The following is a 23,998-nucleotide window of genomic DNA, read 5'->3' on the forward strand; positions in this document are numbered from 1 at the left end:
GATGAAACCTGACGCGGCAGATAGCAAAAGCAGGCGGGGTTTATTACTCTGGGGTTTATTTGGCAGGTATGAGGGATTACGACTTTTTCAAATGGCGGCGGGATATGCTGCAGCACTTTCAGACGTTAACCAGCAGCGAGCAGATCTATAAACTGCTGCAGCAGCAAACTGAGCTGCTGGAGTATGATTATTTCTCGCTTTGTGTGCGCCACCCGGTGCCGTTTACGCGTCCAAAGGTGTCAATACACACCAGTTATCCGGAACGCTGGATAAATCAGTACATGGCGGAAAACTTTCAGGCGATAGATCCTGTATTAAAGGTGGAGAATTTCTGTCGCGGCCATTTACCCTGGGACGATACGCTATTTCGTGACGCGACCACGCTGTGGGAGGCGGCTCGTGATAACGGCGTATGCAAAGGTGTTACACAATGCCTGATGCTGCCCAACAGGGCGATGGGCTTCTTCTCTGTTTCACGCGAGAATACGAAGGTGAAAAATCCTTGTTCTGACGACGAAATGGAGCTGCGCCTGCAAACGCTGGTCGAATTAAGCCTGTTGACGCTGCTGCGTCTGGATGACGACATGGTTACGCCGCCGGAGATGCGTTTCAGTAAGCGTGAGCTGGAGATCCTGAAGTGGACCGCAGAAGGGAAAACGTCGGCGGAAATTGCCATGATCCTCTCTATCTCTGAGAATACGGTGAATTTCCATCAGAAAAATATGCAGAAGAAATTTAATGCGCCGAATAAGACGCAGATTGCCTGTTATGCAGCAGCGACGGGAATAATCTGAGGCTCGCGTGGTTCTGCGTGCAGACACACCACCGGCTACAGCAAACTGTGGCCGGTGGACGGGAATTACTGACGGTAAGCCTGTTTAATCTGCTTAACAGTGCTGGAGAATACGGCAGCCTGAGCGTCGTCTTCCATCTGTGCGATTTGCTTTTCCATTTTAATAATCACACGGCCCGCGTCGGCCTGACCCATCGCCTGCAGCATCAGCGTCAGCATGGCTTTCATGCAGGAGATTTCTTGTGACAATTGTTGATTATTTTCTGCAGTGGAAAAATCAGGTGTGCTCATTTATTTCCTCGTTACGTTCCGGCGCCAGTGCGCGATACAAAATGTGAAGGCGGCGGAGTATACCACATGGTGGGGGAAAAACAGGAGTGCTTGTTTTTATGCATGATAAGTGAATAGAATCACGGTTTTGTGGAATAGCATCATGTATCAATAAATTGCTGGGCTAATTGTTTAAAAGTGGTTTTTGTCTCGTTAATTATTGTTACATATTAGATGCACTAATTAGCTTCTCAGCAATACGCCACTTTATGGGAACATATCAAAGATTATTGCTGAAAAATTGTCATAGCAACTCCCATCTTTAAGGGGGGCTTTCCAGTTGATGTACAGCTTAATTTCCAGAAAAAATAGCAAAATCCGAACTGGAACATTTTTTACGTTTCAATGTTCACATAAAACCCGTTAATATGGACAGGATAAACAATCAGTAGCGTTATCCCTATTCTGGAGATTATTCCTTTGATCAACGTTCTTCTTGTTGATGACCACGAACTGGTGCGCGCAGGGATACGACGCATTCTGGAAGATATTAAGGGTATTAAAGTTGTTGGCGAGGCTTGTTGCGGTGAGGATGCCGTAAAATGGTGCCGGGCAAATTCCGTCGATGTTGTGTTGATGGATATGAACATGCCGGGCATCGGCGGGCTTGAGGCCACGCGTAAAATTGCCCGTTCCTCCGTTGATACGAGAGTTATCATGTTAACGGTGCATACTGAAAACCCACTCCCTGCCAGAGTTATGCAGGCGGGGGCGGCGGGCTACCTGAGTAAAGGTGCTGCGCCGCAGGAAGTCGTCAACGCCATTCGTTCGGTCTTCGCCGGCCAGCGTTACATCGCATCAGACATCGCCCAGCAAATGGCGTTAAGTCAGATTGAGCCGGAAAAAACGGAATCGCCATTCGCCAGTTTGTCTGAGCGCGAATTGCAGATTATGCTGATGATCACCAAAGGCCAGAAGGTGAACGAGATCTCAGAGCAACTGAATCTCAGCCCGAAGACGGTGAACAGCTATCGCTATCGAATGTTTAGCAAATTAAACATTCATGGTGATGTTGAGCTGACACACCTGGCTATTCGTCATGGTCTGTGTAATGCGGAGTCGTTAGCAAGTCAGTGAGTGAAGTTTTTGATTCAAAAGCCTTCCTGAAAACGGTGACCAGCCAGCCTGGCGTTTATCGCATGTATGACGCTGGCGGCACCGTTATTTATGTTGGAAAAGCCAAAGACCTGAAAAAGCGTCTTGCCAGCTATTTCCGCAGCAACCTGGCCTCGCGTAAAACCGAGGCGCTGGTGGCGCTCATCCAGCAGATTGACGTGACCGTCACGCATACCGAAACGGAAGCGCTGCTGCTTGAGCATAACTACATCAAACTCTATCAGCCGCGCTATAACGTGCTGCTGCGCGATGATAAATCATACCCCTTCATCTTTCTGAGCGGCGATACCCACCCGCGACTGGCGTCGCATCGGGGGGCTAAACATGCCAAGGGCGAGTATTTCGGCCCGTTCCCTAACGGTTATGCCGTACGTGAGACTCTGGCGCTGTTGCAAAAAATCTTCCCAATCCGCCAGTGTGAGAACAGCGTCTACCGTAACCGTTCGCGTCCCTGTCTTCAGTATCAGATTGGCCGTTGCCTGGGGCCTTGTGTCGCGGGTCTGGTCAGTGAAGAAGAGTATGCACAGCAGGTGGATTACGTGCGTTTGTTCCTCTCCGGCAAAGACGATCAGGTACTGACGCAGCTGATTTCCCGGATGGAGAAGGCAAGCCAGGCGCTGGAATTTGAGGAAGCCGCGCGTATTCGCGACCAGATCCAGGCGGTGCGTCGGGTGACGGAGAAACAATTTGTCTCTAACACCGGCGACGATATGGACGTCATTGGCGTGGCGTTTGATGCCGGAATGGCCTGTGTCCACGTGCTGTTCATTCGTCAGGGGAAAGTGCTCGGTAGCCGCAGTTACTACCCGAAAGTGCCGGGCGGTACCGAATCGGGTGAAATCGTCGAGACGTTTGTGGGGCAGTTTTACCTGCAGGGTAGTCAGTCGCGCACGCTACCGAGTGAAATTCTGCTCGATTTCGCCCTTGCGGATAAAACGCTGCTGGCAGATACGCTTTCTGAATTTGCCGGGCGGCGCATTAACGTGCAGACCAAACCGCGCGGCGACCGCGCGCGCTACCTTAAGCTTGCCCGTACCAACGCGGCGACGGCGCTGGTCACCAAACTCTCGCAGCAGTCAACCATCAACCAACGCCTCAAGGCGCTGGCGACGGTGCTTGAACTGCCCGACATTAAACGCATGGAGTGTTTCGACATCAGCCACACGATGGGCGAGCAGACGATTGCCTCCTGCGTGGTATTTGACACAAATGGCCCTCTACGTGCGGAATATCGCCGCTATAATATCACCGGTATTACCCCGGGTGATGACTATGCCGCGATGAACCAGGTGCTGCGCCGCCGCTATGGAAAAGCTATCGAGGAAAGCAAAATTCCCGATGTTATTCTTATCGACGGCGGTAAAGGACAGCTGGGGCAGGCGAAAACCGTGTTCGCCGAGCTTGAGGTAAGCTGGGACAAGCAGCATCCGATCCTGCTTGGTGTCGCTAAAGGTAGTGACCGTAAAGCCGGGCTGGAAACGCTCTTTTTCGAACCGGAAGGTGAGGGGTTCAGCCTGCCGCCGGATTCCCCGGCGCTGCATGTGATCCAGCATATCCGCGATGAATCGCACGATCATGCCATTAGCGGGCATCGAAAAAAACGCGCCAAAGTGAAGAGCACCAGCTCGCTCGAGACTATCGAAGGCGTAGGCCCGAAACGGCGGCAGATGTTGCTGAAGTACATGGGCGGATTACAAGGCCTGAAGCAGGCGAGCGTGGAAGAAATTGCCAAAGTGCCGGGTATATCGCACGGTCTGGCAGAAAAGATCTACTACTCATTGAAACATTAGGGGCTCTGTAGCACCATAGGGCTAATATTTACTGACAACAGATAGTTACCGTCGCCATGCAATTTAATATCCCTACGTTGCTTACGCTGTTCCGTGTCATTCTGATCCCTTTCTTCGTGCTGGCGTTTTATTTGCCGTTCACCTGGGCCCCGTTCGCCTGTGCGCTGATCTTCTTCGTCGCCGCCGTCACCGACTGGTTTGACGGTTTTCTGGCTCGACGCTGGAACCAGAGTACGCGCTTCGGTGCATTTCTCGATCCGGTTGCCGATAAGGTGATGGTAGCGATTGCGATGGTGCTGGTGGCCGAACACTATCACACCTGGTGGGTGACGCTGCCGGCTGCGACCATGATTGCCCGCGAGATCATCATCTCGGCGTTACGTGAGTGGATGGCAGAGCTCGGTAAACGCAGCAGCGTGGCGGTCTCGTGGATCGGTAAAGTGAAAACCACGGCGCAGATGGCGGCGCTGGTATGGATGCTGTGGCGTCCGAATGCCTGGGTTGAGTGGGCCGGGATTGGTCTCTTCATCATCGCTGCAGTGCTGACGCTGTGGTCTATGCTGCAATACCTGAACGCTGCACGCGGCGATTTGCTTGATCAGTGATCGTTTCGCCGCAAATTTCAGCAAACGATCCTGAGTGATGAAAAATATCGTTGACTCAGTGCGTCAGGTAAGTAGAATGCAACGCATCGAACGGCGGCACAGCTCGCCAGACGGTAGTAAAATCAAGTGATTAACTTCGCATGATTATGCGGGAATAGCTCAGTTGGTAGAGCACGACCTTGCCAAGGTCGGGGTCGCGAGTTCGAGTCTCGTTTCCCGCTCCAAATTAAAAGCATCGGCAATTGCGGGTGTTTAAGATTTAAAGGCGCGTTAGCAAAGCGGTTATGTAGCGGATTGCAAATCCGTCTAGTCCGGTTCGACTCCGGAACGCGCCTCCAATTTTCATCCCGAGCCCGGATGGTGGAATCGGTAGACACAAGGGATTTAAAATCCCTCGGCGTTCGCGCTGTGTGGGTTCAAGTCCCACTCCGGGTACCATTGGGATAAGCAGAATAATCAAAGCAATAAGCAGTGTCGTGGAACCACCTTCGGGTGGTTTTTTTGTGCCTGTAATAAGCCTCTCCGCCTTCGGCGATTGCGTAATGAGCAATCCGCAGCAAAAAATTTCCTATCAAGTGCATCCAGTTTGCTTTGTCATTCGTATATGTCAGCAAGGGAGCCTCCCGAGTACATTTAACTTCCATCCGTTGAGGGCTACATAATGAATAAGCTGCTCGGTTCCGCATTGATTCTCGGTCTGGTCTGCAGTTCTGCCGCATTTTCTGCAGGTATGGGACAAACGAAGATGGTCGGTGGGGCAGAAATGTACCCGTCGAAAAACATCATCGAAAACGCTACGCAATCGAAAGATCATACGACGCTGGTGGCGGCAGTTAAAGCCGCCGGACTGGTAGGGACTCTTGAGGGTAAAGGACCTTTCACCGTATTTGCACCCACCAATGAGGCTTTTAACAAACTTCCGGCTGGAACGGTAGATTCACTGCTGAAACCAGAGAATAAAGGCAAGCTAACCAGCGTCCTGACTTACCATGTCGTGGCGGGAAAACTGGACATGAAAGCGCTGATGAGCAAAGTTCAGGCCGGAGGGGGCAAAGCTGAACTGATGACGGTCAACGGCGAGCCTCTGTGGGTGATAAAAAATGGCGCGCATAGCCTGCAACTTAAAGACAAACAAGGGAACATCGCCAATGTCTCTATCTGGGATGTACATCAGAGTAATGGGGTTATTGACGTTATTGATACCGTACTGATGCCGTAATTGTCTCCTATACTGGTGCAGTAACAATAAGTTACTGCACCAGGTCGGGAGTAATATGGACTACCGCCACGTGAATGATAATTCCTTAATGAAAAACATTGCCAGCGGCGATCGGCGAGCGTTTAAAAATCTGTATGAACGCTATTGTCCGCTGATGCTTGCAATTGCAGTGCGCATCGTTAAACGACGCGAAGTGGCAGAAGATATTATGCAGGATGTATTTGTTCAGGTGTGGTTAACCGCGAATGCATTCGATAACAACCTGAGCTCACCTAAAACCTGGTTGAGTCATTTAACACGTAATAAAGCCATTGACTGGCTGCGCGCGCGCGACAATCAGTGGCAGTCGGAGGAAGAAATCACGGCACAGCAGTCGGAACTGACGGGCGCGGCAGATAGCGCAATTCAGGATGATGAAAGCCGTCGTTTGCTTCATTGTATGAAGCATCTTCCCAATAACCAACAGCAAAGTATTGCGCTTGCCTGGTATCAGGGATTGTCGCACACCGATATTGCCCAGTATTTAAATCAGCCGACGGGAACAATAAAAAGCTGGATTCGTCGTGGTCTCGAGCATCTTAAGGAGTGCATAGGAATATGAGCCTTGAAACCAAAGACGACCTTCAGGCTGCAGAATATATCCTGGGGCTGTTATCGGCTGAAGAACGGCTGGCGTTCGAAAATGAAATGGCCACTCGGCCTGAGCTGAAGGCTGCGATGTGGCGCTGGCAAGAAGTATTGTGCGGATTAGACCGCATAACTGAACCCGTCAAACCCTCTGACCAGCTTTGGCGCCGAATAGACGCCACGCTTAACAAGACTGCCAGTCATCGTAAACCACCACGTTTATTAAGCTGGGCCGGTTGGGCGGTTGCCGCTGCTCTGGCAGGGGTTATCATTTTCAAACCCGCCACTCAACCAGTCAGCCATCCTATCGCTGTGTTGAATCCGAGTGCGGGGACAAGTCAGTTTGTTGTTAGTTACTCTCCGACGAACCATACGATCACCGTTACGGGTCTGAATGTGACAACGGGTAACGATCACAGCCTTCAGCTCTGGTTAATACAAGGTAACGCTGCACCCAAATCGTTGGGACTTCTTGATAAGCGTTCAAATATTTTGAGCATACAAGCCAGTCAGATCAATTCGCAGGCGTTGCTGGCGGTGAGTCTGGAGCCTAAAGGTGGCTCCCCCGGGGTATTGCCTACCGGGCCTATTTTGTATAAAGGCATCATCTCAACGGGAAGCTAAGTCACGGAGCCTTCGCGCTGCCATGGGCTCCCCCTTAGTTTTCTCAGGCGCAATCTTTTCATTTTTCGGTAAAATACACCACGGATTCATGCAGTCGTGCGAGTCCGCACCTTTGGGTTTAGTGTCAAAATTATAAAGTTGAGAAGGGATCTTCAATGGCAACGTTGCTTGAAAGCTACACCGATTGTTTTAAAAAATATGCCACTTTCCGCGGTCGCTCTGCTCGTCAGGAGTACGCCGTATTCACGGTGGCGAACTTTGTCCTGTCGTTCGTGCTGGGGCTTATCCCGGTTATCGGCGGGCTCTTCGGTCTGGTGATTATCATTCCAGGACTGGCGGTTGCTGTGCGCCGCCTGCACGACCTGAACCGGTCCGGCTGGTTGCTGCTGGCGCCTTATGCCGTGATGATCGTGGCCTTTATCGGTCTGGTGGCGACCTCCGAATCCGGAAATACCACGGGCTGGTTCGTCCTGCTGTGCATTTCCGGTATTGCGGTGCTCGTCATGTCGCTGTGGATGCTGTTTGCGAAAGGTACCGCGGGGAGTAACCGCTTCGGTGATGATACTTTGATCCCGGCACCGGTAGCCGCGCCTGAAATGCAGGCTGCGCCGGCTAACAACGCCGATGATGTGCGTGAGCGCCTGGCGCAGGCGAAAAAAATGTTTGATGAAGGTCTCATCAGCGAAGCCGAATACGAAACGATGCGCAGCGGCATCATCAAGGATATGTAACGCGCTTCTGTGCCGGGTGGTTTTCTCCCGGCATTTCCGCTACTGTATGCGCCATTTTTACATCACCACGAGCCTGTTATGAAAACCGGACCCCTGAACGAAAGCGAAATTGAGTGGCTGGACGATACGTTGTCCCGCTACGGTAACGAAGAATCCGTCATCGACACGGCTGAACTCGACGGCATGCTCACCGCGGTTGTCTCCGCGCCTGTTGAAATTGAGCCGGCGGAGTGGCTGCTGGCGCTCTGGGGCGGGGCTAAGCATGTTCCGCGCTGGGCAAACGACCGCGAGCGCGACCACTTCGTCAATCTGACCCTGCAGCACATGGACGATATCGCTGAACGTCTGCATGACTATCCGGAGCAGTTTGACCCGCTGTTTGGCTCTCGTGAAGAAGAGGGACAGGAGCTGACCATCGTTGATGACTGGTGCTATGGTTACATGCGCGGTGTTGCAATGAGCAACTGGTCCGCGTTACCTGAAGCCCTGCAACCTCAGCTGGACGCTATCGCCCTGCACGGAAGTGAAGCGAATGCTGAACGTCTGGATGCGCTCTCGGCGGATGAGTTTGTGGCGAGCGTCGACGGTATCAAACCGGCGGCGCTGGCGCTCTTTCAGCACTGGCAGGAAAACCCGCAAATGGCACCGGTGCAACAGCCGATTGTTAATGCGGCCAAGATTGGTCGTAATGACCCGTGTCCTTGCGGCAGCGGAAAGAAGTACAAAAACTGCTGTCAGAAATAAAAAACGGCCCAAGGGCCGTTTTTTGGCTTATCCCACCGAAGGGAGCAGCCCGGTGGCAATGCAGAATTGTATGCCGATGACGGCGATACCGCAGGCAAACACCAGCCAGGGGACTACGCTGCCGCCCGCCACGCGCCAGGCGGCAGTGGGGTGAAGTTTGCGGCTTTTCATTACCAGCAGGGCCGGGATCACCAGGGCCAACACCGCCAGCGCCACACCGGCATAACCCAGCGCCATCACAAACCCACGCGGATAGAACAGCGCAAATACCAGCGGCGGCAGGAAGGTCACGGCACCGGTCTGAATACGCCCACGAACGCTGTTCTCGCGCTGGAAGAGGTCAGCCAGGTAGTCGAACAGGCCCAGCGCCACGCCGAGGAAGGAGGTCGCCAGCGCCAGATCGGCGAACAGGTGTACCGCAAGCTCCACGTGCGGAGAAGCGACGACCTCGCGAATGGCCTGTAACAGGCCGTTCAGCCCACTGCTGTTAGCCAGCAGCGCGGTAAATACCGGGGAATCGATACTGCCGAGCGTCGCCAGCTGCCAGAAGATATAGGCCACCAGCGGAATAAAGCTACCGATTATAAATACCCGGCGCAGCTTGCGCAGGTCGCCGTTCAGATAGCTGACGATACTCGGTACGCTACCGTGGAAGCCGAATGAGGTGAAAATGACCGGAATGGCCGACAGCGCCAGTCCTTTTTCCACCGGCAGAGTCAGCAGGTTAATCTTATGAATATGTGGCATCAGCAGGGCCAGCATCACTACCAGAAAGATGATTTTGGCGCTGAACAGGAAGCGGTTGAAGAAATCGACCATTGAGGTGCCAATGCAGATGATACAGCCACCCACGAGGGTGAATAACAGCACGCCCAGGGTTGGGGTCATATTGACGTCAAGCCAGCCGCTGAAGCTTGAGGCGATAAGCTCACCTGCGCCGCTGATGTAGGCAGCCGTCAGCGCGTACATCAGGAAAAGCATGCTGAACCCGGTCACCCACTGACCGTAGCGCCCGAGGTAGCGGAACGCGAGTGAACCCAGCCCGGTGTCGGCGGGTACATGCTGATAAACCTCCAGCAACAGCAGGGCGGTGTAGCACATCAATCCCCACAGACCGAAGAGTAACGCCAGTGTGACACCAAAGCCCACGCCTGCCGAAGCCAGAGGCATCGCCAGCATCCCTGCGCCAATTGTGGTGCCAGCCACGATTAAAATACTACCAAGAGTGCGGTTCTTCACGCTTTCCTCTACTACAGAACGGCAAGACAACAAAATATGCCGCGCAGCGTATGTGAAATCCAGCGTTTCGTCAAATCAAGATTACAGGTGATGTACAGAAAAATGTACACTAAAAAGCGCGGAGAAACTGCGCTAACGCAAAACATGCAAAGGAAATGCAGTTTATGGTTTACGTTTTCAGGAGGGAAGGTATGCCATCAGTTCATGGTCACGAAGTGCTTAATATGATGATTGAATCCGGCGAAGGTTATACGACGGAGAGCCTGACGGCAGCCATCGTTGCACGGTTTGGTGAGGAAGCGCGTTTTCACACCTGCTCCGCTGAGGGGATGTGTGCGGCCGAGCTGGTCGCGTTTTTGCAGCGTAAGGGGAAGTTTATTCCACAGGACGTGGGTTTTACGACGGATGAAAGTAAAATTTGCCGCCACTGAGGCGTAAAAGACGCGGCAGCAAAGCGCTGCCGCCAAGGGATTAGTTTTGCGCGTCGAGGGTAGAGAGCTCTTTATCGATAAAGTAGAGGCCTTCACCGCTTTTACCCGCCAGGGTCAGTTTATCGATAACAGATTTGAACAGCTTCTCTTCTTCATGCTGTTCAGCCACGTACCACTGCAGGAAATTAAAGGTTGGATAGTCCTGATGGGTCATCGCCGCGTGGGCCAGCTCATTAATTTTCTGTGAAATAAGCTGTTCGTGTTCGTAGGTTTTACGGAACAGCTCATCCAGGGACGCATATTCAGCAAACGGAGACTGGATCGCGTTAATACGCGGCAGGCTGCCGGTATCGGTCAGGTAGTCAAACAGACGCTGCATGTGACCCATCTCTTCCTGAGCGTGGCGACGCAGGAATGCCGCAGCACCTTCAAAGCTGTGGTAGCTGCACCATGCGCTCATCTGCTGATAAAGCAGAGAAGAAAAGAGTTCAAGATTCATCTGCTCGTTGAGTTTCTCAATCATTTCAGATTTCAGCATCGCAAGTCTCCGGAATATAAGCGGTTCAGATTATTGTGCGGCCACTATAATTTGTTATCTATTTATTTGCAAAAGGTAAAATAATAAATTTCTTTATTAAAAATACGAATGGGAATAAAACGCATTGCGCTCAGTAAATAATATTAAAATGAGAATCGTTATAATTTAAAATAAAAAAGCCAGCGCAGACGGCTGGCTGTCTCAGGTTCAATATACGCCGGGCGTTGCCGGGGTGAAGGCGACACCGCGGCACTGATACTGAATGGTTATCGTCTTGTTCAGGCACAGCGCTCCGCTGGTGGTTGAACAGGTAGGCACCGGTTGTCCAAAACGCACCGCCGTGGCGTATCCCATCTGCTGGCACTGCTTCGTTGCCGTACCGTTGGCGACGTAATCGTCGGTTCTGGCGGACTGCAGGATGGCCTGGCCATAGGTCAAACGCACAATGCCGCTGGTGGCATCAACGTCGGTGACCTCAGCCTGACGGGTTACGGTACAGGCCGAAAGCGCTATTACGGCGGCAAGAAGACAAAGTTTGTGCATGTTATTACTCTGATCCAACGGTTATCTCAGTATCGTAAACCTGTTAAGAAAAACCAATCCGCAGAATAGCCCGCCGATCCTGGCTCAGTTATCGTAACGGCTCGGATTAATCGGCATGAGAGTCGTAGATAGCCTTAAACTTCGGGTGCAACTGGCGGAATAGGGCAATCAGCTGCGGATCAAAATGCTTACCGCCACCGGCGAGAATAACCTCACAGGCATGTTCATGCGTGTAGCCTGGTTTATAAACGCGTTTTTGCCGCAGCGCATCATAGACGTCCGCCAGCGCCAGGATCCGCGCCTCAATGGGGATCTGGTTCCCCTTCAATCCTTCCGGGTAGCCGCTGCCGTCCCATTTTTCGTGGTGGTAATGAATAATATTTTCCGCCACCGGGCCCAGGCTCAGCCCCTGGATAATGCGCCAGCCTTTCAGCGTGTGGAGTTTCATCTCTTTAAACTCCTCCTCCGTGAGCGGCCCATTCTTACGCAGGATCTGCTCAGGCACGGCAATTTTGCCGACGTCATGCAGTGAGGCGAAGTGTTCAATATCGCGGGTGACCTTGTGCGGGAGTTTCAGCGCTCTCGCCAGCAAACCGCAATATTCAGAGACCCGCTGGATGTGGCTGCCCGTTTCATCGTCATGGGCGCGATTCACCTTTTCCATGGCTTCGACAATGCTGCGGTTGACCATGCGGTTCTGTTTCATCTGCCGCCGCATCAACAGCACCAGGAAGAGGCTAAAGAGGGCGGTGATGAACAGCACTACGCTAATTACCTTCAGGGTATTCTTGCTGAATTCCATCATCGAGGGCACCTCGCGGTGGCGCTCCATCTGACTGCGGAAGCTCGAAACCCGATGAATTTCGGTGAGTACGGCGTGGAGCGGATGATCCGGTGCCACCCAGGCGCCTATCTGATCGTTGGAGCGGGTGAAACCCGCCACTTTCAGCACGCCGCGAAACAGTTCGTTGCCACGTAAAGACAGCTCGAGCGTGCTCAAATCGCCGAGAATAAAATCGACGCGATGGCTGTCGATGGCGCTCAGCAGGTCATCTACCGACGAGGCCTGAACCAGAGTAATGTCGTTACCAAAACGCTCGCGTAAATACAGTGCGGCATAGGAGTTGCGCAGTACGCCAATACGCTGGAAGCGAACCTGTTCTTCATCGCGAATAAAAGGGGCATCGATACGGTTGTACCAGGCGTTATGCCACGCCAGCAGAGGGCCAATCATACCGTTAACGTGCTGGGGATTCTGGTCGTTTAACACATCTACCAGGCGAACGGGCCAGTTTTCCGTGCGCATGCGCTGGACGTAGTTGTCCACATAACGAACATCAACCTGCATATTCAGCAGCTCGCGCATGTCTTTGATCATGTTAATGGCGCTGCCGTGATAACCGTTCTTGTCGCGCCAGATAAGCGGGGCGAAGTTTTCATTCTTTGGCAGCCAGACCACCAGCGTATTGTGCTTGATCCACTCGCGCTCCTGCGGGGTAAGCTGGATGCGGCTAACCAGATAATCGCGTTGATTTTGCTCCTGAAGTTGAAACAGGCGGCCTTCCTGCTGCCACTGGCTCAGCAGCAGGTTAATGTTATTGCGCATTCCCGCCAGGTCCGGGCTGAAGCCGATGGTGGCAGGGATACGCAGATCGGTGAAGGGACGAGAAATGGTGTAGTAATGCTGAGTGTCATCCATCTCAGCATCGTCGTTGATGTAAAAGTCCGCTTTATTATCGCGCAGCATCTGGAACGCCTCTGCACTGGATTCAGCCAGCAGAAGCTCGCGAAACTTAATCCCCGGGTAGCGCTGTTTGATTTGCTCGCGGGTGGCGTCGTTTCTGCGAAAGATGACCCGGGTCTGGTTAAAGTCTTCCGGGGCGGTGGCCGTTCGGGTGAGGCTTGCGGCGACCACCTCATTATCGAAGATACGAACCGAGAGAATGTTATGCCTGGCACGATCCTCTGTACGGAGTACCCCGGCATACAAACCATGCTGGTTTTCCTGAAAGCGCTGGTTAATCTCAGCACCGCTGACGGGATGAAGCTCAAGCTGGTAGCCGTACTTTTCGTTAATCGCCTTTATCAGGTCCTGATAAAACCCCTGATAATGGCCGTTAGCATCGCGCCAGAACTCAAAGTTGTCAGCGTCATAAAGCCATACCGGAACGGGTGCAGATGCTGCATTCAGCGGTACCGGGAATAAAAGTATGACAAGTTGAAGGGCGTAAAGTGACAACCTCGTCAATGACCGCCAGCGTTGTTTCACAAAAAAGATCCCTGCTTTTCATTGTCATAATGTTTCAGTCTAACTAACCGCCCCAGGCGCGGATAGATTTTTTTTATCCAGGCTGAAGCACCAGAATGCAAAGTGAAAGTGTGAGTTGACTTTAATTTTATAAAACACTTTTTCATTTAATTTGAAAGTTGGTTTAATGAATAGTATGGTGAGCCGCAGATTGCGTGATAACCAGGAGTGGAAACATGAAAATTGCACTGATGATGGAAAACAGCCAGGCGAGCAAAAATGCCGTCATTCTCAATGAACTGACTACGGTTGCGGATGAGAAAGGCTTCCCGGTCTTCAACGTCGGGATGAGCGACGAAAACGATCATCATCTGACCTACATCCATCTGGGCATCATGGCCAGTATTCTTCTGAACGCAAAAGCGGTCGACTTTGTGGTCACCGGCTGCGGTACCGGACAGGGCGCACTGATGTCGCTGAACATTCATCCGGGCGTGGTCTGCGGCTACTGCATCGATCCGGCAGATGCCTTCCTGTTTGCTCAAATCAATAACGGTAACGCGCTCTCACTGCCGTTTGCCAAAGGTTTTGGTTGGGGCGCCGAGCTTAACGTCCGCTTCATCTTTGAGAAAGCTTTCACCGGCCGTAACGGCGAAGGTTACCCACCGGAGCGTAAAGAGCCACAGGTGCGCAATGCGGGCATTCTGAACCAGGTGAAAGCGGCGGTAGTCAAAGAGAATTATCTTGATACGCTGCGTGCCATTGATCCGCAACTGGTGAAAACCGCCGTTTCAGGCCAGCGTTTCCAGCAGTGTTTCTTCGAGAACTGCCAGGACAAGGCTATCGAAGCGTTTGTACGTAATATTCTGCAGTAATCTGTCGTCAGCAGAAAACCGGTGCCCGTGGTGCCGGTTTTTTTATACCTGCAAAAGCGCAGCGCGGCCTTTTGCGGTACTATGGCGCATCGAAAATAATGGAGTTTATTATGTCGCAAAACCTGAACACCACCGATGAGCTGGTTTCTGATGTTGTCGCTTGTCAGCTGGTCATCAAACAGATCCTTGACGTGATCGATGTTATCGCCCCGGTTGAAGTGCGCGAAAAAATGGCCACTCAACTGAAGACTATCGATTTCGCTACCCATCCGGCAGCGGTCGATCCGGTAACGCGTCGCGCTATCCAGAAAGCTATCGCGCTTATCGAGCTCAAGTTTACTCCGCAGGGTGAAGCCCACTGATTTTTCCGGAACCCTGCGCGGTGCAGGGTTCCGTCTCGTTATCCTCAGAAGAACGTTTGCACCAGCAGATAGCTGGCCGCGCAGGCGCAGGCCACACCAATCAGGCCCGGCAGAATAAAGCTGTGGTTGATGATGAACTTCCCGATACGCGTGGTGCCGGAGCGATCGAAGCCAATACAGGCAAGGTCACTTGGGTAGGTTGGCAGCACAAAGTAGCCATAGGAAGCCGGGAAGAAGGCGACCAGCATTTTCGGCTCTACGCCGAGCATCAATCCCATTGGTGCAACCGCCGTCAGCGCCGCAGCCTGACTGTTTACCAGTTTTGATACCAGGAACAGGACAATGGCGTAGGTCCACGGGTGGCTCTTGACGACCCCCTCAAGCGCCAGTTTCAGCTCGGAGAGATGCGCCTGGAAAAACGTGTCGCTCATCCACGCCACGCCGAATACTGAGAAAATGGCGACCATTCCAGCCTTAAAGACCGCGCCGTTGGAAATGGTGGACGCATTCACCTTGCAGGCGACCAGCATGACCGCACCGGCGATGAGCATCATCATCTGAATGACGAGGTTCATAGAGAGCGGAGCGAGCTTACCTTTTACCTCAAATGAAGGACGCAGCTCAGGGATGGCCCCCAGAAGCACCACCACCAGAATACCGGCGAAGAAAATCCACGTTGACCAGTAGGCCTCACGAGGAAAACGCTGGTTCATCAGCGTCTCGCTGCTGCCATAGATAAATTCGCGCTGCTTCGGATCACGCAGTTTTTCCTGAAACTCTTCGTCATCCGCCAGGTCTTTGCCGCGACGCAGGCTCCACAGCGCAGCAATCGCTACGCCAAACAGAGAGGCCGGTACGGAAATGGCGAGGATTTCCAGGATCCCCCATGCCTGGCCAATGCCGTGCTGCGCGCCGAGAATAGAAACCAGCGACACGACCGCCACCGAAACCGGTGATGCGGTGATCGCCATTTGCGATGCCACAGAGGCGACGGCCATCGGGCGTTCCGGACGAATGCCTTTTTTTAGTGCGATATCGGCGATGATTGGAAACATGGTGTAGACCACGTGGCCGGTACCGCACAGAAAGGTCAGCGTCCAGGTGGTGAAGGGAGCCAGCAGAGTAATATGCTGGGGATGTTTACGCAGTAGCCGCTCGGCAAACTGCATCATCACGTTCAGGCCACCCGCCGTTTGCAGCGTTGCCGCACAGCCGATGACCGCGAGGATCGTCAGCATCACGTCAACCGGCGGTTTGCCGGGCTCAAGACCAAAGATAAAGCACAGAACAAACAAACCTATGCCACTGATTAACCCCAGCCCCATTCCGCCAAACCGGGTCCCTACCAGCAAACAAACAATAATGACAACGAACTCAAGAGTAATCATGCGATACCTGCACATTTTGTAAGGGGAACTGGGCAGATAATTACATGATGTGATAATAATCAGTGAGACATAGGTCAGATTTATAAAAAAGAGGAAAAACAGATGCTTGTGTACATTATTTTAACATTTCTCCCCGCGGGCGTCAGGCACCCGGCGGGAAGTCTCGAGGATTAGTGCTGCTGGTGATTGACCACGTTCAACAGATGTTGGTCGGTTTGTTCCGGGCACAGGCCAGCTCTGCGGGCGCTACGCACCTCATCAAGGATGGTTTGTAATAAAATACCGTCCTGCTGTTGTTCCTTTTCCAGCATGTGCAGGAAACTCAGCGTGCGCGAGTCTTCGGCGGCAACGGCTTCCGCTGTTAATGCCGACAGGGTATGACAACGCTGGTGGTGATCTTCAAGTGATTTAAGGAAAAGATCTTCCAGAGTGGAGCACTCTTCACAGGGAGCGTCGACGGCTTTGATGATGGGCCATGCGCCAGATTTCTTCATAAAATCGAACATTCTCATCATCTGAGTCACGTTCGCCTGGGCCTGGGTACGGAGAAAGGTTGCGGTTCCATTCAGGTGGTGCTTGTTGCACCAGTCGCTAAAATGCAGATACAGATTAGACGCGTAAAACTCGAGATTCATCTGTGCATTGAGTTTTTGTGCAATTCCAGTGACAGCCATAAAAATATCCTTATTTAATTGCGTATCAGCAGACCTCAGAATAGCGCGCAAATGGTGCTAAGAAAACTCTCAAATTGGTGTATTTACCTTTCGTTACAACAACCCGAAATATATATCATACACTGGCTGTTTTTTTAGGATTTTATAACTACCGATAAGACAAATGTATTATTTCTAAAACAGGTTGATGTCATTATTCAGCTATCGAGATGGACAATCATGCTACGCGAGCCGCGGCCTGTCTGCCAGGTGCTGGCCTTGTTATGTCATTTTTTGCTAAATCCATGTACGAACTTACGGTAATTCTGCCGTGTGATGGCGCTCTCTTATGGATAATTAATTTCCCGCTATTAATGTTTTCACATCAGCACTGAGTTTCTCGTTCATTGCTAATGCGTTGTTTTATGTCTGAATAAAATTTAAAGCCTGAATTTTCCCTACATAAAAGAGCATTACAGCTGGAGTATACCATGCACAAATTTACTAAAGCCCTGGCGGCGATCGGTCTTGCCGCGGTTATGTCACAATCGGCTATCGCAGAGAATTTAAAACTTGGTTTTCTGGTGAAACAACCGGAAGAGCCCTGGTTCCAGACCGAGTGGCGCTTCGCCGATAAAGCCGGGAAGGATCTGGGATTCGATGTCATCAAAATTGCCGTGCCCGACGGTGAGAAAACCCTTAATGCTATCGACAGCCTGGCCGCCAGCGGCGCAAAAGGATTTGTGATTTGCACCCCCGATCCGAAACTGGGGCCTGCGATTGTGGCGAAGGCTCGCAGTTACGATATGAAGGTGATAACGGTAGATGATCAGTTCGTCAACGCCAAGGGCAAGCCGATGGAGGAGGTGCCTCTGGTGATGATGGCGGCGAGTGAGATCGGCGCCCGTCAGGGGCAGGAACTGTATAAAGAGATGCAAAAACGCGGCTGGGATGTGAAAACCACCGGCGCGATGGTGATTACCGCCAACGAACTCGATACCGCTCGCCGCCGCACCACCGGCTCCATGGATGCGCTGAAGGCTGCGGGCTTCCCGGAAAAACAGATTTATCAGGTTCCGACAAAATCTAACGATATCCCGGGTGCCTTCGACGCCGGTAACTCGCTTCTGGTCCAGCATCCGGAAGTCAAACACTGGCTGATTATCGGCATGAACGATAACACCGTGCTGGGTGGCGTGCGGGCGACGGAAGGTCAGAGCTTTAAAGCCGCGGACGTGATTGGCATTGGCATTAACGGCGTGGATGCAGTGAACGAACTGTCGAAGGCGCAGGCCACCGGTTTCTACGGTTCTCTGCTGCCGAGCCCGGACGTGCATGGCTATAAAACCAGTGAACAGCTGTACAACTGGGTAGAGAAAAACGTCGAGCCACCAAAATTCACGGCGGTCACCGATGTGGTGCTGATTACCCGCGACAACTTCAAAGAAGAGCTGGCGAAGAAAGGGTTGTAACCGACGTACGCAGTGCCCCGAGGTACCTGTGCCTCGGGGTATTACTCGTGTGAATCTACTGGCGGAGTCGTTATGCAACAGTCTACACCGTACCTCTCTTTCCATGGCATCAGCAAAACCTTCCCGGGCGTCAAAGCACTCTCTGACATCAGCTTCGACTGCTATGCCGGACAGGTGCATGCGTTGATGGGCGAAAATGGCGCCGGAAAATCCACGCTGTTGAAAATTCTCAGCGGTAACTATACGCCGACCGCAGGCCATATCAGCATCCGCGGGCAGGAGATGACGTTCCCTGATACCACAGCGGCGCTGAATGCCGGGGTAGCCATCATTTATCAGGAACTTCATCTGGTGCCGGAAATGACGGTCGCTGAGAACATTTATCTCGGGCAACTGCCGCATAAGGGCGGCATTGTGAACCGCTCGCTGCTGAACTATGAAGCTTCCCTGCAGCTGCAGCACCTTGGGCTGGATATCGACCCGCAGACACCGCTCAAGTACCTCTCTATCGGACAGTGGCAGATGGTGGAAATCGCCAAGGCGCTGGCGCGAAACGCCAAAATCATTGCCTTTGATGAGCCGACCAGTTCGCTGTCGGCGCGGGAAATAGACAACCTGTTCCGGGTTATCCGCGAGCTGCGCAACGAAGGGCGCGTCATTCTTTATGTCTCTCATCGCATGGAGGAGATCTTTGCGCTGAGCGATGCGGTGACGGTGTTTAAAGACGGGCGCTATGTCCGCACCTTTACCGATATGCAGGAAGTGAGCCACGACAGCCTGGTGCAGGCTATGGTGGGACGAAACATCGGCGATATCTACGGCTGGCAGCCGCGTGAATTTGGCGTCGAGCGCCTGCGGCTTGAACAGGTTAAAGCCCCGGGGGTACGGATGCCGGTTGATTTAACCGTACGCAGCGGTGAGATCGTCGGGCTGTTTGGCCTGGTAGGGGCTGGCCGTAGCGAACTGATGAAGGGGCTGTTTGGCGGTACCTGCATTACCGGCGGACAGGTGTGGATCGACGGCCAGCCGGTGCAGATAAACAAACCGGCGCAGGCCATCCGCGCCGGCATGATGCTCTGCCCGGAGGATCGTAAAGCCGAAGGCATTATCCCGGTGCATTCGGTGCGCGATAACATCAATATCAGCGCCCGACGAAAACACATCACCGCCGGATTTGTTATCAATAATCGCTGGGAAGCCAGCAACGCGGCTCATCATATTGATTCCCTGAATATAAAAACCCCGGGTGCGGAACAATTGATTATGAATCTCTCCGGTGGAAATCAGCAGAAAGCGATCCTTGGTCGCTGGTTGTCGGAGGAGATGAAGGTCATTTTGCTCGACGAACCCACGCGCGGTATCGACGTGGGAGCGAAGCACGAGATTTACAACGTCATCTACGCGCTGGCGAAGTCGGGAGTTGCGGTGCTTTTTGCTTCGAGCGACCTGCCGGAAGTGCTGGGCGTTGCCGATCGCATTGTCGTGATGCGTGAAGGGGAAATTGCCGGAGAACTACTGCACACAAGCGCCAATGAACAGCAGGCGCTCAGCCTTGCCATGCCTAAAGTCAGCCAGGCTATCGCCTGATTAAGGAGTTTATGATGTCTTCAGTTACTACACCTGGCACGGCTCGTCCGGCACTCAGCTTCGCCCGCGTCTGGGATCAATACGGCATGCTGGTGGTGTTTGCGGTGCTGTTTATCGGCTGTGCGATTTTCGTGCCTAACTTTGCCAGTTTCATCAACATGAAAGGGCTGGGCCTGGCTATCTCAATGTCCGGCATGGTGGCCTGCGGAATGCTGTTTTGCCTTGCTTCCGGCGATTTTGATCTCTCGGTGGCTTCGGTTATCGCCTGTGCCGGGGTGACGACGGCGGTGGTCATTAACCTCTCAGAAAGCCTGTGGCTCGGCGTATTTGCCGGTCTGCTGCTTGGGGCGTTATGCGGGTTGGTCAACGGTTTTGTGATTGCGCGCCTCAAAATCAACGCGCTGATAACGACCCTGGCAACCATGCAGATTGTCCGTGGGCTGGCGTATATCATTTCTGACGGCAAAGCCGTCGGTATTGAGGATGAGCGCTTCTTTACGCTCGGCTATGCCAACTGGTTTGGGCTACCGGCACCTATCTGGCTGACGGTTGGGTGCCTGATAATCTTCGGGCTGTTGCTCAATAAAACCACTTTTGGCCGCAACACGCTGGCGATTGGGGGTAACGAAGAGGCGGCGCGCCTGGCCGGGGTGCCGGTAGTGCGTACCAAGATTATTATCTTTGTGCTTTCTGGTCTGGTTTCCGCTGCCGCCGGGATAATTCTTGCCTCGCGGATGACCAGCGGCCAACCGATGACCTCGATTGGCTATGAGCTGATTGTTATCTCGGCCTGCGTGCTGGGTGGGGTATCGCTGAAAGGGGGGATTGGCAAGATTTCCTACGTCGTCGCCGGGGTACTGATTCTGGGTACCGTTGAGAATGCGATGAACCTGCTGAATATCTCGCCGTTTTCGCAATATGTGGTGCGCGGCTTGATTCTGCTCGCGGCGGTTATCTTCGACAGATATAAGCAAAAATCCCGCCGTGCGGTCTGATTTTTCCCGCAACCTTTAAGTCTAATGCTTACTTTCCGCCAGTGGCTAATGCCGCTGGCGTTTTCATTTGAAAATGGCGAGGAAGGTCACACTGTCTATACTTATCGTTGATAACTTTTTATTAACAAGCGGTCCCGGGCCGCGCAAAAAGGAGGGACAGAGTGGCTGAGACACTCACCATACCACCTCATTTAACGGGTAATTTGGCTTTATTCTTTGACCTTGATGGAACGCTTGCTGAGATAAAACCCCATCCCGATCAGGTCCTGCTTCCCCCCGATGTGCTGCTGATGCTAACCCTGCTCAGCGACCGTCATCGTGGCGCAGTGGCATTGATATCAGGGCGCTCAATGGACGAGCTTGACGCGCTCGCTAACCCCTGGCGGTTTCCTCTCGCCGGTGTCCATGGGGCTGAACGCCGTGACATCAATGGTCAACGCCATGCGGTAACGCTGCAGGCATCGCTGGCCCGTGAGGTGCAGACCACGCTACAGCGGGCGATGGCATCTTTACCCGGCAGTGAGGTGGAGAACAAAGGGATGGCCTTTGCGCTGCACTACCGTCAGGCGCCGCAGCACGAAGCGGCTATCAGGAAGCTGGCGCAGGGCATCGTCGAACGCTTTCCGCAGCTGGCGCTGCAGCCGGGGAAGTGTGTGATTGAGCTGAAGCCGAAAGGCATCAATAAAGGTGAGGCGATCGCCGCATTCATGCAGGAGCCACCGTTCTCCGGGCGTCGACCGCTATTTGTCGGTGACGATCTGACCGATGAGAGCGGCTTTGCGGTGGTTAACCGCCTTGGCGGGGTGTCGGTGAAAGTGGGCGAGGGCGAGACTCAGGCGCAGTATCGTGTGGCTAACGTTCGGGCAGTGCATGAGTGGCTGAAAGCACTGACCGATGACAGCGGTAAGGAGGAAGCGCGATGAGTCGTTTAGTCGTGGTATCGAATCGTGTGGCGCCTCCTGACGACAAAACCGCCAGCGCCGGTGGCCTGGCGGTGGGCGTTCTGGGGGCGCTGAAGTCTACGGGCGGGCTGTGGTTCGGCTGGAGTGGAGAAACAGGGGATGAAAATGCGCCGCTACAGACGACCTCCCGGGGCAATATCAGTTGGGCGACGTTCAACCTGAGCGAAGCCGACCATGAGCTTTACTACAATCAATTCTCCAACGCCGTGTTATGGCCAGCGTTTCACTATCGGCTCGACCTGGTTAACTATCAGCGCGAAGCCTGGGAAGGCTATCAGCGCGTGAATGCTCTGATAGCGGATAAGCTCGTTCCGCTCCTGGAGGCGGATGATATTCTCTGGATCCACGATTATCACCTGTTGCCGCTGGCGGCAGAGCTCCGTCGGCGCGGTGTTAAGCACAGAATCGGTTTTTTCCTGCATATCCCGTTCCCAACCCCGGAGATTTTTACCGCACTACCTCCCCACGCTGAGCTGCTGGAACAGATGGCTGACTACGATCTGCTGGGCTTTCAGACCGGGAGCGACTGCCAGGCGTTTCTTGATTGTGTTGCCGGGAAGACGCAGGTCATCACTCAGGGCGATATGCACACGGCCTGGGGTAAAATCTTCCGCACGGCGGTGTATCCGATAGGGATTGAACCGCAAGAGATTGCGCGCCAGGCCCAGGGCCCGCTGCCGCCAAAACTGGCGCAGCTGAAGGCCGAACTGAAGAACCTGAAAAACATTTTTTCGGTGGAGCGGCTGGATTATTCGAAAGGATTGCCAGAGCGTTTTCAGGCCTATGAGACGTTGCTTGAAAAGTACCCCCAGCACCACGGTAAAATTCGCTACACACAGATTGCACCGACCTCCCGCGGGGATGTGCAGGCCTACCAGGATATTCGCCATCAGCTGGAAACGGCGGCGGGCAGGATCAACGGGCAGTACGGGCAACTGGGGTGGACGCCGCTCTTTTATCTCAATCAGCATTTTGACCGTAAACTTCTGATGAAGGTGTATCGTTATTCCGACGTCGGGCTGGTGACACCGCTGCGCGACGGCATGAATCTGGTCGCGAAAGAGTTTGTGGCGGCGCAGGATCCTGAAAACCCTGGCGTGCTGGTGCTATCTCAGTTTGCCGGGGCGGCGAATGAACTCACCGCAGCGCTGATTGTGAATCCTTACGATCGCGATGATGTCGCCGCCGCACTCGACAGGGCGCTCAGCATGCCGCTTGCAGAGCGGCTTGCCCGGCACCATGAGATGCTGGCGGTCATTAAAAATAATGATATTCACCAGTGGCAGAAACGATTTATCAGTGACCTGAGTAGTATTGTGCGGGCGGGTAATGAACGTCAGCGGCAAAAAATAGCGACCTTTCCGAAACTGGCATAACCGTTGTGCTTCGCGCCCGCAAAGGGCGCGTTGAGCCACTATTCAGCCTCAAGTGAAACCAACAACACATCCACACAGCTGGTTCCGACAACCGTTTTCGCAGAGCAGGTAGCGCGCGAGAAAAAGCTCTGGTTGTGGTTACCGCAGACCACCAAATCCACCTGATTTTGTTGGCAAAAATGCTTCACGTGGCAGCCCAGTTCGCCAGAGGCGATAAGGGTTTGCGTAATGGGGTAATCGGCAAAATCGATCAGCTGTTGCAAAAACTGCTGGCGCTCCTCCTGAATCAACTCACGAAGGTTTTCCATCATCGGTGCGGCGAACTGGTTGTACATTTCAGGATCGGCAAGAAAAGTGATGATGCTGACACGCGCCTGAAGCGGGCGTGCGATAGAGACGGCTTTATTGATCAGTATCCTGCTCTCGGGTGTGGGTGCTACGGCGACGAGCAAATGTGCGTAAGACATTGTACCTCCCTGGGTTAGCGAACCGGCCCTCTTTCTCTCTTTACTCTGTTTACCACGCCCACGCAAGCAGTGGATCACCCGGAAGTGTGAGCGCTCTCTTATTATTCATTAATTATTCTTATAGAAAGAATAGGGCTATGTAGCACTTCGTTAAGATAAATGATCGTCTTATCTAAAATTTACGAAATTAATAATAATTTTTTAACTGGTTGCTTAAGTAAATTAACAAAGACTAAATGGTTTCTTAAGGCAATCATCGCAAAAACCTAAAACGATAACGTTA

Annotated in this window: 26 protein-coding genes and 3 tRNA genes; 20 read left to right on the top strand and 9 right to left on the bottom strand. The window is 53.0% G+C overall.

What is annotated here, in order from left to right; all coding sequences use genetic code 11:
• Positions 1-68: 68 nt before the first annotated feature.
• Entirely contained in the window at positions 69-794 is a 726-nt protein-coding gene (gene sdiA, locus GYRE_RS16635; RefSeq protein WP_038256776.1) for a quorum-sensing transcriptional regulator SdiA, read from the top strand.
• Positions 795-859: 65 nt separating this feature from the next.
• Here sdiA and GYRE_RS16640 read toward each other — a convergent pair whose 3' ends face one another.
• The gene (locus tag GYRE_RS16640) at positions 860-1,084 is read right to left on the bottom strand and encodes a DUF2594 family protein (RefSeq protein ID WP_038256778.1); all 225 of its coding nucleotides are present in this window, start codon (positions 1,082-1,084) and stop codon (positions 860-862) included.
• Entirely contained in the window at positions 1,085-1,168 is an 84-nt protein-coding gene (locus GYRE_RS25325) for a hypothetical protein (RefSeq protein ID WP_428837393.1), read from the bottom strand.
• Between the two features lie 375 nt (positions 1,169-1,543).
• On the opposite strand from GYRE_RS25325, the gene uvrY reads away from it, so the two are divergent.
• From uvrY to GYRE_RS16695, 11 genes are all read left to right on the top strand, one after another.
• A complete protein-coding gene (gene uvrY, locus GYRE_RS16645) occupies positions 1,544-2,200 on the top strand; it encodes a UvrY/SirA/GacA family response regulator transcription factor (RefSeq protein ID WP_038256782.1) in 657 nt (218 codons plus the stop codon).
• A complete protein-coding gene (uvrC, locus tag GYRE_RS16650) occupies positions 2,197-4,029 on the top strand; it encodes an excinuclease ABC subunit UvrC (protein ID WP_038256784.1) in 1,833 nt (610 codons plus the stop codon). The genes uvrY and uvrC overlap by 4 nt, the downstream gene beginning before the upstream one ends.
• A 56-nt stretch (positions 4,030-4,085) precedes the next feature.
• A complete protein-coding gene (gene pgsA, locus GYRE_RS16655; RefSeq protein ID WP_006820475.1) occupies positions 4,086-4,634 on the top strand; it encodes a CDP-diacylglycerol--glycerol-3-phosphate 3-phosphatidyltransferase in 549 nt (182 codons plus the stop codon).
• Between the two features lie 148 nt (positions 4,635-4,782).
• Positions 4,783-4,858, top strand: a tRNA-Gly gene (locus GYRE_RS16660).
• 40 nt (positions 4,859-4,898) lie between these two features.
• Positions 4,899-4,972 (top strand) — tRNA-Cys (locus tag GYRE_RS16665).
• 13 nt (positions 4,973-4,985) lie between these two features.
• Positions 4,986-5,072 (top strand) — tRNA-Leu (locus GYRE_RS16670).
• 223 nt (positions 5,073-5,295) lie between these two features.
• Positions 5,296-5,853, top strand: coding sequence for a fasciclin domain-containing protein (locus GYRE_RS16675; protein WP_038256787.1), 558 nt, complete (start codon positions 5,296-5,298; stop codon positions 5,851-5,853).
• Positions 5,854-5,908: 55 nt separating this feature from the next.
• Positions 5,909-6,454: an RNA polymerase sigma factor gene (locus GYRE_RS16680; protein WP_006820473.1), complete on the top strand. Its 546-nt coding sequence runs from the start codon at positions 5,909-5,911 to the stop codon at positions 6,452-6,454.
• Positions 6,451-7,104, top strand: a complete 654-nt coding sequence (locus GYRE_RS16685) for an anti-sigma factor (RefSeq protein WP_006820472.1) — start codon at positions 6,451-6,453, stop codon at positions 7,102-7,104. Before GYRE_RS16680 ends, GYRE_RS16685 begins: the two co-directional genes overlap by 4 nt.
• A 155-nt stretch (positions 7,105-7,259) precedes the next feature.
• Positions 7,260-7,835: a DUF805 domain-containing protein gene (locus tag GYRE_RS16690; RefSeq protein WP_006820471.1), complete on the top strand. Its 576-nt coding sequence runs from the start codon at positions 7,260-7,262 to the stop codon at positions 7,833-7,835.
• A gap of 78 nt (positions 7,836-7,913) precedes the next feature.
• A complete protein-coding gene (locus GYRE_RS16695; protein ID WP_038256789.1) occupies positions 7,914-8,579 on the top strand; it encodes a YecA/YgfB family protein in 666 nt (221 codons plus the stop codon).
• Positions 8,580-8,606: 27 nt separating this feature from the next.
• Here the strand turns inward: GYRE_RS16695 and tyrP are convergent, their stop codons facing one another.
• Positions 8,607-9,818 (bottom strand): tyrosine transporter TyrP, encoded by a 1,212-nt coding sequence (gene tyrP, locus GYRE_RS16700; protein ID WP_038256791.1) that lies wholly within the window; start codon positions 9,816-9,818, stop codon positions 8,607-8,609.
• Between the two features lie 191 nt (positions 9,819-10,009).
• Between tyrP and GYRE_RS16705 the strand changes: the two genes are divergently transcribed.
• Positions 10,010-10,249 (top strand): YecH family metal-binding protein, encoded by a 240-nt coding sequence (locus tag GYRE_RS16705; RefSeq protein WP_038256793.1) that lies wholly within the window; start codon positions 10,010-10,012, stop codon positions 10,247-10,249.
• Positions 10,250-10,289: 40 nt separating this feature from the next.
• Here the strand turns inward: GYRE_RS16705 and ftnA are convergent, their stop codons facing one another.
• The 3 genes from ftnA to GYRE_RS16720 form a co-directional block, all read right to left on the bottom strand.
• The gene (ftnA, locus tag GYRE_RS16710) at positions 10,290-10,787 is read right to left on the bottom strand and encodes a non-heme ferritin (RefSeq protein WP_006820466.1); all 498 of its coding nucleotides are present in this window, start codon (positions 10,785-10,787) and stop codon (positions 10,290-10,292) included.
• A gap of 207 nt (positions 10,788-10,994) precedes the next feature.
• On the bottom strand, positions 10,995-11,330 hold the full coding sequence (gene yecR / locus GYRE_RS16715) for a YecR family lipoprotein (protein ID WP_006820465.1): 336 nt from the start codon (positions 11,328-11,330) through the stop codon (positions 10,995-10,997).
• Between the two features lie 106 nt (positions 11,331-11,436).
• Positions 11,437-13,599: an HD domain-containing phosphohydrolase gene (locus GYRE_RS16720; protein ID WP_245939514.1), complete on the bottom strand. Its 2,163-nt coding sequence runs from the start codon at positions 13,597-13,599 to the stop codon at positions 11,437-11,439.
• Positions 13,600-13,814: 215 nt separating this feature from the next.
• On the opposite strand from GYRE_RS16720, the gene GYRE_RS16725 reads away from it, so the two are divergent.
• Entirely contained in the window at positions 13,815-14,453 is a 639-nt protein-coding gene (locus GYRE_RS16725; protein ID WP_006820462.1) for an RpiB/LacA/LacB family sugar-phosphate isomerase, read from the top strand.
• Between the two features lie 110 nt (positions 14,454-14,563).
• The gene (locus GYRE_RS16730; protein ID WP_038256798.1) at positions 14,564-14,815 is read left to right on the top strand and encodes a DUF2766 family protein; all 252 of its coding nucleotides are present in this window, start codon (positions 14,564-14,566) and stop codon (positions 14,813-14,815) included.
• Between the two features lie 44 nt (positions 14,816-14,859).
• Here GYRE_RS16730 and GYRE_RS16735 read toward each other — a convergent pair whose 3' ends face one another.
• The gene (locus GYRE_RS16735; RefSeq protein ID WP_006820460.1) at positions 14,860-16,203 is read right to left on the bottom strand and encodes an anaerobic C4-dicarboxylate transporter; all 1,344 of its coding nucleotides are present in this window, start codon (positions 16,201-16,203) and stop codon (positions 14,860-14,862) included.
• A 170-nt stretch (positions 16,204-16,373) separates the two neighbouring features.
• Positions 16,374-16,877, bottom strand: a complete 504-nt coding sequence (locus tag GYRE_RS16740) for a non-heme ferritin-like protein (protein ID WP_038256800.1) — start codon at positions 16,875-16,877, stop codon at positions 16,374-16,376.
• A gap of 470 nt (positions 16,878-17,347) precedes the next feature.
• Here GYRE_RS16740 and GYRE_RS16745 point away from each other — a divergent pair, with 470 nt between their 5' ends.
• The 5 genes from GYRE_RS16745 to otsA all read left to right on the top strand — a co-directional run bounded on the left by GYRE_RS16745 (position 17,348) and on the right by otsA (position 23,248).
• Entirely contained in the window at positions 17,348-18,328 is a 981-nt protein-coding gene (locus GYRE_RS16745) for an arabinose ABC transporter substrate-binding protein (RefSeq protein WP_006820458.1), read from the top strand.
• Positions 18,329-18,400: 72 nt separating this feature from the next.
• Entirely contained in the window at positions 18,401-19,915 is a 1,515-nt protein-coding gene (gene araG / locus GYRE_RS16750; RefSeq protein ID WP_006820457.1) for an L-arabinose ABC transporter ATP-binding protein AraG, read from the top strand.
• Between the two features lie 14 nt (positions 19,916-19,929).
• Positions 19,930-20,910, top strand: a complete 981-nt coding sequence (gene araH, locus GYRE_RS16755; RefSeq protein WP_038256802.1) for an L-arabinose ABC transporter permease AraH — start codon at positions 19,930-19,932, stop codon at positions 20,908-20,910.
• Between the two features lie 161 nt (positions 20,911-21,071).
• Positions 21,072-21,833 carry a trehalose-phosphatase gene (gene otsB, locus GYRE_RS16760; protein ID WP_006820455.1) on the top strand — a complete coding sequence of 254 codons (762 nt, stop codon included), beginning with the start codon at positions 21,072-21,074 and terminating at the stop codon, positions 21,831-21,833.
• Positions 21,830-23,248: an alpha,alpha-trehalose-phosphate synthase gene (gene otsA / locus GYRE_RS16765; RefSeq protein WP_006820454.1), complete on the top strand. Its 1,419-nt coding sequence runs from the start codon at positions 21,830-21,832 to the stop codon at positions 23,246-23,248. The genes otsB and otsA overlap by 4 nt, the downstream gene beginning before the upstream one ends.
• 38 nt (positions 23,249-23,286) lie before the next feature.
• On the opposite strand, the gene uspC is transcribed toward otsA, so the two are convergent.
• Positions 23,287-23,715, bottom strand: coding sequence for a universal stress protein UspC (gene uspC, locus GYRE_RS16770; RefSeq protein ID WP_006820453.1), 429 nt, complete (start codon positions 23,713-23,715; stop codon positions 23,287-23,289).
• Between the last annotated feature and the right edge of the window lie 283 nt (positions 23,716-23,998).

The sequence above is a fragment of the Yokenella regensburgei ATCC 49455 genome (assembly GCF_000735455.1).
GTDB classification, from domain to species: Bacteria; Pseudomonadota; Gammaproteobacteria; order Enterobacterales; family Enterobacteriaceae; genus Yokenella; species Yokenella regensburgei.